The 12,652-nt window shown below is 59.1% G+C and carries 10 protein-coding genes and 1 rRNA gene; 6 read left to right on the forward strand and 5 right to left on the reverse strand.

Going from position 1 to position 12,652, the window contains the following annotated elements; translation table 11 throughout:
* Positions 1-450 precede the first annotated feature (450 nt).
* The 3 genes from JNB91_RS29860 to JNB91_RS29870 all read left to right on the forward strand — a co-directional run bounded on the left by JNB91_RS29860 (position 451) and on the right by JNB91_RS29870 (position 4,406).
* Positions 451-1,497: an ABC transporter ATP-binding protein gene (locus tag JNB91_RS29860; protein WP_220329063.1), complete on the forward strand. Its 1,047-nt coding sequence runs from the start codon at positions 451-453 to the stop codon at positions 1,495-1,497.
* A gap of 171 nt (positions 1,498-1,668) precedes the next feature.
* Positions 1,669-2,646, forward strand: coding sequence for a Fe(3+) ABC transporter substrate-binding protein (locus JNB91_RS29865; RefSeq protein ID WP_223218480.1), 978 nt, complete (start codon positions 1,669-1,671; stop codon positions 2,644-2,646).
* 62 nt (positions 2,647-2,708) lie between these two features.
* Positions 2,709-4,406, forward strand: coding sequence for an ABC transporter permease (locus JNB91_RS29870; protein WP_220329065.1), 1,698 nt, complete (start codon positions 2,709-2,711; stop codon positions 4,404-4,406).
* Between the two features lie 25 nt (positions 4,407-4,431).
* On the opposite strand, the gene JNB91_RS29875 is transcribed toward JNB91_RS29870, so the two are convergent.
* The 5 genes from JNB91_RS29875 to JNB91_RS29895 all read right to left on the reverse strand — a co-directional run bounded on the left by JNB91_RS29875 (position 4,432) and on the right by JNB91_RS29895 (position 9,813).
* Positions 4,432-5,349 (reverse strand): SMP-30/gluconolactonase/LRE family protein, encoded by a 918-nt coding sequence (locus tag JNB91_RS29875; RefSeq protein WP_220329066.1) that lies wholly within the window; start codon positions 5,347-5,349, stop codon positions 4,432-4,434.
* 27 nt (positions 5,350-5,376) lie between these two features.
* On the reverse strand, positions 5,377-6,324 hold the full coding sequence (locus JNB91_RS29880) for an ABC transporter permease (protein ID WP_220329067.1): 948 nt from the start codon (positions 6,322-6,324) through the stop codon (positions 5,377-5,379).
* Positions 6,321-7,262, reverse strand: a complete 942-nt coding sequence (locus tag JNB91_RS29885) for an ABC transporter permease (protein WP_220329068.1) — start codon at positions 7,260-7,262, stop codon at positions 6,321-6,323. Before JNB91_RS29885 ends, JNB91_RS29880 begins: the two co-directional genes overlap by 4 nt.
* Positions 7,259-8,719 carry a sugar ABC transporter ATP-binding protein gene (locus tag JNB91_RS29890; RefSeq protein WP_220329069.1) on the reverse strand — a complete coding sequence of 487 codons (1,461 nt, stop codon included), beginning with the start codon at positions 8,717-8,719 and terminating at the stop codon, positions 7,259-7,261. Before JNB91_RS29890 ends, JNB91_RS29885 begins: the two co-directional genes overlap by 4 nt.
* An 86-nt stretch (positions 8,720-8,805) precedes the next feature.
* The gene (locus JNB91_RS29895) at positions 8,806-9,813 is read right to left on the reverse strand and encodes an ABC transporter substrate-binding protein (RefSeq protein ID WP_220329070.1); all 1,008 of its coding nucleotides are present in this window, start codon (positions 9,811-9,813) and stop codon (positions 8,806-8,808) included.
* Between the two features lie 242 nt (positions 9,814-10,055).
* Here JNB91_RS29895 and JNB91_RS29900 point away from each other — a divergent pair, with 242 nt between their 5' ends.
* The 3 genes from JNB91_RS29900 to JNB91_RS29910 form a co-directional block, all read left to right on the forward strand.
* On the forward strand, positions 10,056-11,300 hold the full coding sequence (locus JNB91_RS29900; RefSeq protein ID WP_220329071.1) for a GAF domain-containing sensor histidine kinase: 1,245 nt from the start codon (positions 10,056-10,058) through the stop codon (positions 11,298-11,300).
* Between the two features lie 2 nt (positions 11,301-11,302).
* Positions 11,303-12,019: a response regulator transcription factor gene (locus tag JNB91_RS29905; RefSeq protein WP_220329072.1), complete on the forward strand. Its 717-nt coding sequence runs from the start codon at positions 11,303-11,305 to the stop codon at positions 12,017-12,019.
* Between the two features lie 569 nt (positions 12,020-12,588).
* Positions 12,589-12,652 (forward strand): 16S ribosomal RNA (locus tag JNB91_RS29910); the annotation flags it as partial.

Raw genomic sequence — 12,652 nt, forward strand, 5'->3', positions numbered from 1 at the left:
GGGCGGGACATGCTGATGATGGACAAGGAGGAGGCTCCCGGCAGTTTCTGTTGCCGGCCAGATCGCACCCGATCCTGACAGTCACCTGAATGTCATAAATCTTCTCCAACACGCGCCGCGTTCAGCCCGCTGTCAGCTTGAGGACGCATCCTGCGATCAATCGGAGTAGGAGTTGGCGTCTCGTGAATGCGTTTAGAACCCGTCCCGGAATGATCTATGTTGCCCTTCTCGTGCTGGTCGTTTGCTCAATTCCCTTGATGCATGAGGCGAAGCGCATTCATACGCTGCAGAATTGGCCGACTGATGCCCAGCTGCATCGTGGTTTCCTGGGATGATACTTGCTTTTGAATAGTCTGGATGGATAGCTATTTCGCCGGATCGTGATCCGTGCCGTCTTCACTCTCCTTGATCGCTATGGCAGGTTCCCGCGCCACAGGGGACGGAAATGCCATGAAACAAGACATAGCGGTACAACTCATCAATGTCGGACGGTCGTTCGGAGCAACGGCAGCCGTCAAAGGCATCTCGATCGATATCGCAAGGGGAGAAGTGGTATCTCTTGTCGGCCATTCCGGTTGCGGCAAGTCCACACTGTTGCGGATTATCTCAGGCGTGGAAATCGTCGATTCCGGAAAGGTTATCCTTGATGGCCGCGAGGTGGATGGCGAACGATTTGTCGAGCCGGAAATGCGTGGCGTCGGTTTCGTCTTTCAGGATTACGCCCTTTTCCCACATCTCAGTGTCCGAGATAATATTCTTTTCGGCCTGAAGCGGCATCCGAAGGCTGATGCCTTGGCCAATGCCGAGGATGCTGTCCGCCGTGTCGGCATAGAGCATTTGCTTGACCGCTTCCCGCACACATTATCAGGCGGAGAGCAGCAGCGTGTGGCGCTTGCGCGGGCGCTCGCACCAAGGCCCGCTATCGTCCTGATGGACGAACCCTTCTCCAATCTCGATCAGGGACTGCGTGGGCAGGTGCGGGCCGAAACACTGTCACTTTTAAAAGCGCTCGACACTACCGTCATCATGGTAACTCATGACCCACAGGAAGCGTTGTCGACCGGTGATCGTGTCGTGCTGATGCGTTCGGGCGAGATCGTTCAGGTGGGATCCGGTTATGATCTCTATGATCGTCCGACGAGCGCTTATGCCGCTGACTTCTTCTGTGTTTCAAATAAGGTTCCAGGCATCTGCAAAGGCAATCGGATCGAGACTGCCGTTGGCAGCTTCATGCTGAACGATACGATCAGGGAGGGTGAGGCCGCCACCGTCCATATCCGCCCACAGGCGATTTCCATTTCTCCCGACCGTGGCGACATCACGGCGCGTGTCAGGGAGCGGGTTTTCCACGGCGAGACGGAACATGTTCTGCTGGCCGTCGACGGATTGGATATGCCACTAAAGGCCATAACTCTTAAGCGTCTGCCCGAAGGGGCTGAGGTTGTGAAAATTTCCGTCACGCTCGAGCGCGTACTGGTGTTTAAGTGCCAGTACTAGTTGCGCACAAGGCTGTAGGCTTGATAAAGTTTGCGTGATGAGTACCTTTGGTTGAATTTAAAACTTGACCAATCAGGTCAAGAACTGCTGCAAGCGTTGCGTGTTCATTCCAAAAGGGGGAGTTTCATGAACCCGCACGCTCTGCTCACTTCCGCGCTACTGGCAACCTCGATGTTTGCTGCTCCGTCGCTCGCATCCGCTGCCGAGATCAACGTCTATACGACGCGCGAACCGGCGCTGATCGCTCCGCTTCTGGAAGCCTACACCAAGTCGACCGGTACCAAGGTCAACACGGTATTCCTGAAGGACGGGTTGGCCGAACGTGTGGCTTCCGAAGGCGCAAGCTCGCCGGCGGATATCCTGATGGCAGTCGATGCCGGCAATCTCGTCGATCTCGCCGAAAAGGGCGTGACGCAGTCGATCGAGTCCTCCGTATTGAACAGCGCCGTCCCGGCTGAACTGCGCGACGGCAAGGGCCATTGGTTCGGCCTCTCCTACCGCGCACGCGTGCTTTATGCCGCCAAGGATCTCGACCTCGCTTCCTTCAACTATGAAGATCTCGCCGATCCGAAGTGGAAGGGCAAGGTTTGCATTCGTTCTGGCCAGCATCCCTATAACACTGCGCTCTTTGCCGATTACATCGCTCACTACGGTGCCGAAGAAACCGAAAAGTGGCTGACCGGCGTGAAGGCCAACCTGGCGCGCAAGGCTGCCGGTGGTGACCGTGATGCGGCCAAGGATATTCTCGGCGGCATTTGCGATATCGGTATCGCCAATTCCTACTATGTCGGCCTGATGAAGTCCGGCAAGGGTGGTGAAGAACAGGCCAAGTGGGTCGAGGCGATCAAGGTAGTTCTGCCGACCTTCAAGAATGGCGGTACTCAGGTAAACATCAGTGGTGCGGCCGTCGCGAAGAATTCGCCGAACAAGGCTGATGCCGTGAAGTTCCTGGAATATCTCGTCTCGGACGAGGCTCAGAAAATCTATGCCGAAGCCAACTACGAGTATCCGGTCAAGGCCGGTGTTGCTGCCGACCCGATCATCGCCGCTTTCGGCGAGCTGAAGATCGACAACAAGCCGCTCTCTGAAATCGTCACCCATCGCAAGCAGGCAAGCGAGCTGGTCGACAAGGTCGGCTTCGACAACTAAGGAATGCGGAAGGCGCTCCGGCAACGAGGGCGCCTTCCTTTTGTCATCTCGTGGATAAATCTATGTCTGCCAGCAACCCGGTCGCCGGCCCATCGGGCGTCAGTCATGCTGGTCGTTCCGGCAGAAACTGGCTGGCTGTTTCCGCCATTGCCGCCCTCATCGTTATCTTTCCAATTACGGGACTGGTGCTTGAAGCACTGAAGGGCTCCACCGGCCTCTGGGCGCATCTTTTCTCCAGCATCCTGCCGGTTGCATTTGTCGATACGGTAATCCTGCTTGTCGGGGTGGGCGTCGTGACGGCGGTGCTCGGCACAACCACTGCCTGGCTGGTGACTGCCTATGACTTTCCGGGAAGGCGCATGCTCGAATGGGCATTACTGCTGCCGCTTGCCGTGCCGACCTATATCATTGCCTATGCCTATCTCGATATCCTGCATCCGATCGGGTCGGTGCAAGGTGCTGTCCGATGGCTTCTCGGATATGAGAGCGCAAGGCAATTCCGGCTGCCTGACATTCGCTCGATGACAGGTTGCATTCTGCTGCTCGGCTTCGTGCTTTACCCTTACGTCTACATTCCCACACGGGCAATGTTCCTCACCCAATCGGGCAATCTCGTCGATGCGGCGCGAACGCTCGGTATTTCGCGCCGTGCGGTGTTCTGGCGTGTCGCGTTGCCGCTGGCGCGGCCGGCCGTGGCGATCGGGGTCGCGCTTGCGCTGATGGAAACGCTCAACGATGTCGGGGCCGCCGAGTTTCTCGGTGTCAGAACCATGACGGTTTCGATCTATACGACCTGGATCACCCGCACCGATCTGCCGGGCGCTTCGCAGATCGCGCTCGCCCTGCTGCTCATAGTTGTCGCGCTCGTGGCGTTCGAGCGATGGGCGCGACGAAAGCAGCGCTATGCGACGGATGCCCGACGCAGCCGGGGCCTAGAGCCGCTGAAAGTGAACCTCCTGAAAGGAGTATTGCTCTTCACTGCGGGTGCCATTCCTGTCCTGCTCGGTTTCGTAGCTCCGGCACTTTACCTGACCACCGAAGCCTGGAAACGCTACCAGTTCGCCGGCCTCTCGCCGCGCCTGTTGAACGAGGCGATCAGCACGCTCACCATCGCGACAATTGCCACCGTCGTGACCATTTCTCTCGGACTGGTCGTCGCCTATGCCACGCGCCTGCGGCCCGGCAAGACCTCCGCTACGTTCCTTCGGCTGTCGACCGTAGGTTACGCCGCGCCTGGTACCGTTGTCGCCATTGGTGTGCTGATCGTGCTTGCTGGTCTCGATCGTTTTATCGACCGTACGGCGCTCAACTGGTTCGGAGTTTCGACCGGACTTTTGTTTATGGGATCGGGCGCGGCCGTCGTCTACGCCTTGACCGTGCGTTTCCTGGCAATCTCAGCCGGGGGCATCGAGGCGGGGTTGTCCCGTATCCCGATGTCATTCGATCATGCATCACGCACGCTCGGGCAATCGACTGCCGGCACGTTCCGGCATGTGCATCTGCCGCTGTCCAAGGCCGCGATCTCCGCCGCAGCCCTGCTTGTCTTCGTCGACTGTATCAAGGAACTGCCAGCCACACTTTTGCTGCGTCCGCTCAATGTCGAGACCTTTGCGACGCATCTCTACGGAGAAGCGGCCCGCGGGACCTATGAAGAAGCATCGATTGCGGCTCTTGCCATCGTCGCGATCAGTATTCTGCCCGTCATACTATTGTCGCGGGTAGGGGCTGCGCGGCGGAGCGTTTCAGGCCCGGCGCTGTAAAAAGCGACAGGCCCAATCGTCATCCTTATCCAAGAGATGTCCCGATCGTTGCCGTATAGACGGCATAGAGCGATCTGGTGGCGGTGATGAACAGGCGGTTGCGCCGCGGCCCACCGAAAGTGACATTCGCCACCGTTTGCGGGATCAGGATCTTGCCGAGAAGCTTGCCGTCCGGGCCGAAGCAATGAACGCCATCGCCGGCGCTGGTCCAGACATTGCCGTCGACATCGACACGGAACCCGTCCGGCAGGCCCTTGTCGATGGTGCAGAATTCCCGGCTATCGGCGAGCTTTCGCCCGTCTACCACATCGAAGGCGCGGATATGGCGCGGACGGGAGGGGTCATGGCTGGATGAGGAATCCGCCACATAGAGAATGCGCTCGTCGGGCGAAAAGGCAAGGCCGTTCGGCTGGCCGAAATCGGTGACCACGGCATCCATCTCGCCGGTTGCAGGATCGAGACGGTAGACATTGCGGGTCGCCTGTTCCGGCTCGGCGCGAAACCCCTCGTAGTTCGACATGATGCCGTAGGTGGGGTCGGTGAACCAGATACTGCCGTCCGAATGCACGACGACATCATTGGGCGAGTTTAGCCGCTTGCCCTGATAGCTGTCGGCAAGCACTGTGATCGAGCCGTTGATCTCGGTGCGGGTAACACGGCGAGTGCCGTGTTCGCAGGTCACGAGGCGGCCCTGCCGGTCTCTTGTATTGCCGTTGGAGAAGTTGGATGCGCTTCGAAACACCGAGACGCCGCCGCCTTCGACCCAGCGCAGCATCCGCTCATTGGGATTGTCGCTCCAGATGAGAGACCCCTGATCGGCAAACCAGACCGGCCCTTCCGCCCAGCGGCATTCGGAGTAAAGTTCGTCCAGCGGCGAGGTCGGAACTATCAGGAACCTGAAGCGGTCATCGTGGATTTCGTAGATGGATGAGGTCTGAGACATGGCATTGTGTCCGGTTGGATTTATCGACTAGCGAAGCGATTGCCGGCCGCCGGCAAGCAGGATGACGGCGATGATGATGAGGCCGGTCAGGATGAGGCGGAAACCCGCGCCAAAACCGTAGGTGTTGAGCATCGAGACGACGAGGAACATGAAAAGCGAGGCGCCCCAGATGCCGGGAATGTTGGAATTGCCGCCCGCCACCGCCGTGCCGCCGATGACGACGACTGCGATCGACATCAGCAGATATTCCGACCCCATGTTAAGGGCCGCACCGCCGGAAAAGCTCGCCAGTAGATAGCCGCAGACGGAGGCGAGCACGGCGCAGAGCATGTAGGTGACGAGCCGTGTGCCATCGACCGGTATGCCGGCCATGCGGGCGGCAAACGTGCTTTGGCCGATTGCCGAAATCCAGCGTCCATAGATGGATTTTTCCAAGAGGACCCAAGCGATGATCGAGAGGATCAGTGCCACAAGCGCGATATTCGGAATGCCGAACAGGCCGGATATGGCGAAGTTGGCCAATGTTTCCGGCGGCTTGATGCGCAGGCCGCGATTGCTCCAGATCGCCACGGACTGGACGATGAAGCTCATCGACAGGGTGGCGATGATCGGCGGGATACGCAGCGCCTTGATGAGCGCGTAATTGCCGATCCCGATGACGAGGCCGATCCCGATCGAGGCGAGCAATCCGACGACGATCATGCCGTCCTGCACGTCCATCAATTTGAGGGCCAGCGTGCCGGACAAAGTCATGGTCGCAGGTACCGAGAGATCGATATTGCCCGGCCCGAGCGTGATGACGAACATCTGGCCGATACCGACGATGACGGAGAAGGCAGCGAAGGTGAGGGCTGCCTGCGACAGGCCGAAGGAACTTGCGCCGCCGGTAAAGAGAATCGTGACGACCCAGACGATGATCGTGGCGGCAAAGGACCAGAGCCAGGGTTTGGCGACGAGGAGGCGATTGAGCGTCATTGGCTCTTCTCCCGCTTTTCCAGACGATTGAGGGCAAGGCGCAGGGCGAGAACGACGATCAGGATCGCGCCCTGTGCACCGATCTGCCAATCGGGCGAAATGCGCATGAAGGACAGGAAGGAACCGGCGAGCGTCAGCGTCAACGCGCCGATGACCGCGCCGATCGGAGACACCTTGCCGCCGACGAACTGGCCGCCACCGAGAATGACACCGGCGATGGAAAGCAGCGTATAGCGGAGGGCGATATTGGCATCGGCGGAGGTGGTGAGACCGACAAGCGCAATGCCGGCGAGGATGGCGAAGAAACCGGCCAGTGCGTAGGTAGCGGCGCGAAGGCCAAGCACCGACCAGCCGGCGCGTTCGACCGAGCGATCATTGCCGCCGACGCCGCGTATCAGCACGCCGAAGGACGAGCGCATGACGATATAGTGGGTGACGGCAGCAATCAGGATGCTGGCGACGATCGCCATCGGTACGAGCGGCGGCTTGGCCGTCATCAGCCATCTCGCCCAGGTCGGCGCGGTTCCTCCGGGGGAGGGAAGGATCAGCACGGCAAGGCCGCCCCAGACGAAACTCATCCCCAAGGTCACGACGATGGATGGCAGATCACGGATATTGATGACGACGCCGATCAGTGCATAGGCGGCAATCGCGCCAAGGAAGATCAGGATACCGAGTGCCGGAGAGGATTGCAGGAATGTAGCGGAAACGCAGGCGCAGAAGCTGACGAATGTGCCCATCGACAGATCGAGATCGTTGACCGACATGATCAGCATCTGGGCGATCGTCGCGAGTGCGATCGGGACTGCGAGATTGAACAGAAGGTTCAGCCCCGTATAGCTCATGGCGCGTGGCTGCATGTAGAAGACGGCGGCAAGCAGCAGGACCAGTGAGGCAGCGGGGATGATCAGGCGGACGGTGCTGGACGAGATCTTCATGCCGCTTCTCCTTCGCTGAAGGAGGCTGCCAGCACGTTCTTCTCGGTAATCTCGTCACCGAGGAGTTCCGCCATGATAGCGCCCTCGCGAAAGACATAAACGCGGTCGCAAAGGCGGATCTCATCCATTTCGGTCGAATACCAGATGAAGGTGCGCCCGCTTGCAGCTTCGGAGCGCAGGATTTCATAGACTTCCTGCTTGGTGCCGATGTCGACTCCACGCATCGGATCGTCCATCAGGACAGTGCTGGCAGTTGTTGCCAGGGCACGGGCGAAAAGCACCTTCTGCTGGTTGCCGCCGGAAAGTGAGAGGATGCGGTTGCCCATATCGGGCGTGCGGATCTCGATCCGCTGTTTCCAGGCGGCGCCCAGGGTTTCTTCCCGCGCTTTGTCGACCATGCGATTGGTCGAAAGCTGGCCGAGCGAGGCGATCGACAGGTTTTTCAGGATGCTCCAGAGAGGAAACGTGCCGTTCAGGCTGCGGTCGCCGGCGACGAAGGCGATCTCCCGCCTTTTCGTTGGCCACCAGTTGCTGTTGCGGTCGAGATAGAGGTCGAGCAACGCTTCGGTCTGGCCGTGGCCGCCGAGACCGGCAAGCCCGATAATTTCGCCGCGATAGGCTTCGAAGGCCAGCCCATGGCCGCGCCGCGGCGGCATGGAGAGAACCTGTTGGCCGGACCTTACCGCGGCGGTGCGCGAAAATTCCTGCTCGCGCACGACATTGCCCATCGCCTCGACGAGGCTGTGCGTCGAGAATTCCTTGGCCGTCCGGTCGGCCACCACGCGGCCATCCTTCATCACCACGATCCGGTCGGAGGTGGAGAGGATTTCGCCGAGAATATGCGAGATCAGCAGCACGGATCCGCCGTCACCGACGAACTTGCGGATATAGGCCATCAGCTGTGCCGCAAGCCCGGCGTCGAGCGACGAAGTCGGTTCATCGAGAATGACCAGCTTCGGTTTCCTGTCGATCCCGGCAAAGCTGATGGCGATCTCCACCATCTGCCGTTCTGCAATCGACAGATCATCGACCGTGCTATCGCAATCGATCGCGTGACCGGGGAAAATCTCCTTCAGCTGGCTTTCCACCAGAGCCAGCGCTCGGCTTCGCCAGGCCCAGCCTTTGAGTTCGGCGTGCATGATGCGGGCGTTTTCGCCGACCGTCAGGTTGGGGCAGAGCGACAGTTCCTGGAAGACACAGCGCACCCCGTTGGCACGGGCGGCCGATATGCCGTGAGCTTCACTGCCGCCATAGGTGAGGGAGCCTTCATGCGGGGTAAGCCCGCCATTGATGACATTGACGATGGTGGACTTGCCGGCGCCGTTATGGCCGACCAGCCCGACGCATTCGCCGGCATGGATGATGAGGTCTGCGCCATCGAGCGCCTTGACGGCGCCGAACGTCACACGGACGCCGCGCGCGGCCACCACCTCTTGTCGCTTCAAGGTTTCGGTCATGCAATCGCTGTCAATTTTGTTGTGATGGGCGATGTCGGGGCGTGAAGAGTTGGGAAACCTTCACGCCCCGGCACGGGGAGGCGACGCTACTTGGCGTCGATCACCTTCTGGGCATCCTCGAGCGAATATTCGACATTCGCCACGCCACCCTTCTGGGTGTTCTTCAGGTTCTCTTCCAGATTGGCCTGATCGATCCTCAGGAACGGCACGACGAGGTCCTTCTTGACCTCCTTGCCGTCAAGAATCTGCTGCGCCACCCAGAAGGCGAGCGTCGAGACACCCGGTGCAATCGAGACCGACATGGTCTCGTAGCCGTCCTTGTCCTTCTGGCTCTTCCACCAGACGAGTTCGTCCTCGCGGTTGCCCATGACGATGGTCGGGGTCGGGCGCTTGGCGGCGGCAAAGGCCTGGGCTGCACCATAGCCGTCACCGCCCTGGGTGACGACAGCTGCCACTTCCGGCAGGCTCGGCAGGATACCGGCGACGGCGCGCTGGGCAACGTCCTGCGCCCAGTCGCCATTGACCGAACCGACGATCTTGAACTGCGTGTTCTTCGCAACGCCGGCTGCAATGCCCGCATGGATCTCGTCATCGACGGAAACGCCGGCGAGACCGCGGATTTCCAGCAGGTTGCCGCCCTGCGGCAGCTTCTTGGCGAGATAGTCGATCTGGCTTTCGCCCATCGCCTTGAAGTCCACGGCGATGCGCCATGCACAGGGTTCGGTCACGACGCCATCGAAGGAAACGACGGTGATGCCGGCATCGCAGGCTTCCTTGATCGCGCCGTTCAATGCGGTCGGGGAGGCGGCGTTGATGACGATCGCATCATAACCCTGCAGGATCATGTTCTGGATCTGGGCGGCCTGTTCGGTCGCCTGGTTCTCGGCGGTGGTAAACGGGTCTGCGGCAGCCACCACGCCCTTCGACACGGCATCCTTGGTGATCTTGTCCCAACTCGTCAGCATCGCCTGACGCCAGGAATTACCGGCATAGTTGTTCGACAGCGCGATCTTTTTCGACGAAGTATCGGCGAGCGCCGGTGCGCACAGGCATGCGAAGGCGACGGATGCCGCCAGCATCGTTCTGATGGTCATGATTTCCTCCCAATAGCTCCCTGCATATCGTCCGGGCCGCTCCTCAACGGTGATCCGGAGATAATGATTGCCCTGAGCCCCTTTTGCTCAGTAAATCGAGGATGGAGGAGTTTCTTGACAAAGTACAGGCGCATCCAAGCAGGCTTTCTGCGGGTTTGCGCGCAAAATCTGCGGGTTCCCGCAGGACAGACTTGAAAAGCTCACGCTTAATTGACGGTCGAAGGACTGGAGGAGGTCCGCCCATGCTCAATCCGGCGCGTAACTCGCTGTTCGATCGCTATCTGGGGATTTCCCGGCTGCTGGCGGGACAGCTCGATTTCGATGCGATCATCAAGGCCGTGGCCGACGAAATCAGCCACATCATCCCGCACGATCATCTGGATGTCTGTATCAAGCAGGTCGATGGCAAATATCATATCGCCTATGAAAGCGGACTGGAAACGGCCTGGAGCAAGCATCCTCCGGCGCTCCTGACGGGAAGCCCGATCCGCACCTTGCTGACAGGCGAAGTTGATTTCCTTCTGTCCGCTGACGCATGCACGGATCCGCGCTTCCATTTCGACGGAGCCTTCGCGAGCCCCATTCTCGAGCTGAAACTGCAGAGCCGGTTGCATGTCCCGCTAAAGGTACAGGGTGATGTGATCGGCGCGTTGAGTTGCTCTTCGCGTAGTCACGATTGTTACACGATGGAGGATGTCGAAAACGCCCGCGCAGTCGCCGATCTGCTCGCGCCCTATTTCTTCGCGCTGCGTGCTGCGGAGCAAGCCAAGCGCTCTGCCGTTATCGAAACGGAGGCGCGCACAAGAGAAGAGGGCCTGCGTTTCGGCGCGTTGAAGTTGACGGAAGCACTGGAAGCGGAACGCCAGCGTATCGGCATGGACCTGCATGACCAGACGCTCGCCGACCTGACGCGTTTGACGCGCCGCATGGAGCGGCTGACCAGCCTGGCCGCCGTGCCAGGGGACGCGTTGGAGCCCCTTTGCCGAGCGATGCAGCAATGTATGCAGGACCTGCGCGCAATCATCGAAGAAGCCAAGCCGACCGTGCTGCAGCTTTTCGGTATCGCGGAGGCGATAGAGAACCACCTGGAGCGCTCGGTTCGGGAGAGTGGCCAGTCGATAGGATGGAAAGTGCTCGACGAAAGCGGTGGCAGCCTTCGAGACCTTGGCCCTACAGTCGCTGTAGCGCTGTTCCGCATCGTCCAGGAGGCGGTAAATAACGCCATTCGCCATGGGCAATCGGAGCATATCATGGTGCGGATTGCCAAAAACGGTCAATCGCTTTGCGTCGAGGTTGAGGATGACGGCCGCGGTCTCGCCGATATCAGGGAAACGGCCGGACATGGCATCGACAATATGAAAACCCGTGCCCGCTTGATCGCGGCCCGGTTTGAAATCGGTCGTAATCCGGCCAGCCGTGGCGATGGGGGTGGAACGCGCATGCGGCTGACCCTTTCGCCCGATCACCCTGTCATGGCTGAGGGCTGATGATGAATGTTCTGATTGTCGAGGATGATGCTCTTCACCGTGCTTTTCTCAACGAGGCCGTTCGCGCAGCACTGCCGGAGTGCGGACAGGTGATCGAGGCGGAAAATGGCGTGAAAGGTGAAGTGCAGGCGCGGATGGCGCAGGTTGAGCATATTGTCATGGACCTGCAGATGAACGAACGCAACGGGATCGAGGCGGCACGCACCATATGGCGCGAGCGACCGGATACCAAGATCCTCTTCTGGTCGAACTATTCCGACGAAGCCTATGTTCGTGGCGTGTCGAGGATCGTGCCGGAAGGGGCCACCTATGGCTATGTTCTGAAGTCTGCCTCGGAGGAGCGACTGAAACTCGCATTGCGGAGCGTCTTCGTCGAAGCCCAGTGTGTCATCGATCGCGAAGTCCGCGGCATCCAGCAGAAGAGTCTCGGCAATTCCTTGGGCTTCAATGATGTCGAATACGAGATCCTCGTCGATGTGGCGCTGGGGCTGACAGACAAGGCGATTGCCCAGCGCAAACATCTGTCGCTTCGCAGCGTCCAGAACCGCTTGCAACAGCTTTACGAAAAGCTCGACGTTTACGAGACGCCGGGGCAGGGGCGTGAGGGCTGGTTCAATCTTCGCACAAGGGCGGTCGCGGTCGCTCTTTCACGCAAGGTTTTGAATGCGAGCGCGATCGAACGCGCCGAACGGGATCTACGGCAATCTCCAGGCTTGTAGCTGGCTACGCTCCGAAAGTGCATCTCGGTATGCTTTGATCGCGGCGGGGTGTTCTTCCGGACTTGTCGGGCCTGTCTCATCAGAGTTGGCGGGCGAGAAAGTCGGTCAAGTTAGCAAAGGATCTAAATTTCTCTTTAAAATCAATATCATGTAAGTTTTTTGCAGATTTATGAAAATCGGCCATTGACGTTTTCGTGGGTGTGGATCTATAACCCGCTCACTGACGAGGGCGGCGGCGCTGCTAGCGACGATGACCTTCGTTCTAAAGAAACCACGACAGATTGGCAGATGCTGATTGGGACCGGGCTCCGGTTAGGTCTCTTGGTTTTGTGACGTTTTCGGGCTTTTGGGCTTGGGAGCGTCGGTTATTTGACAATTGAATATGAGAAGAAAGAGAAACGTGGTCGGCGGGTTTTCGCGGATCGAGCTTCGGTTTGATCTGTTAAGAAGACAAATGACGGTCACGTTTTGAATGAGAACGATGGAAACGATCGCAGTGATGCGATTGGTGTACATATAAAAATGTTCTCGTCGATTCAGAACATAGTGATTAGTCATGATTGAATTCTCAACTTGAGAGTTTGATCCTGGCTCAGAACGAACGCTGGCGGCAGGCTTAACACATGCAAGTCG

Source organism: Aliirhizobium wenxiniae, from assembly GCF_019511445.1.
GTDB lineage: Bacteria > Pseudomonadota > Alphaproteobacteria > Rhizobiales > Rhizobiaceae > Neorhizobium > Neorhizobium wenxiniae_A.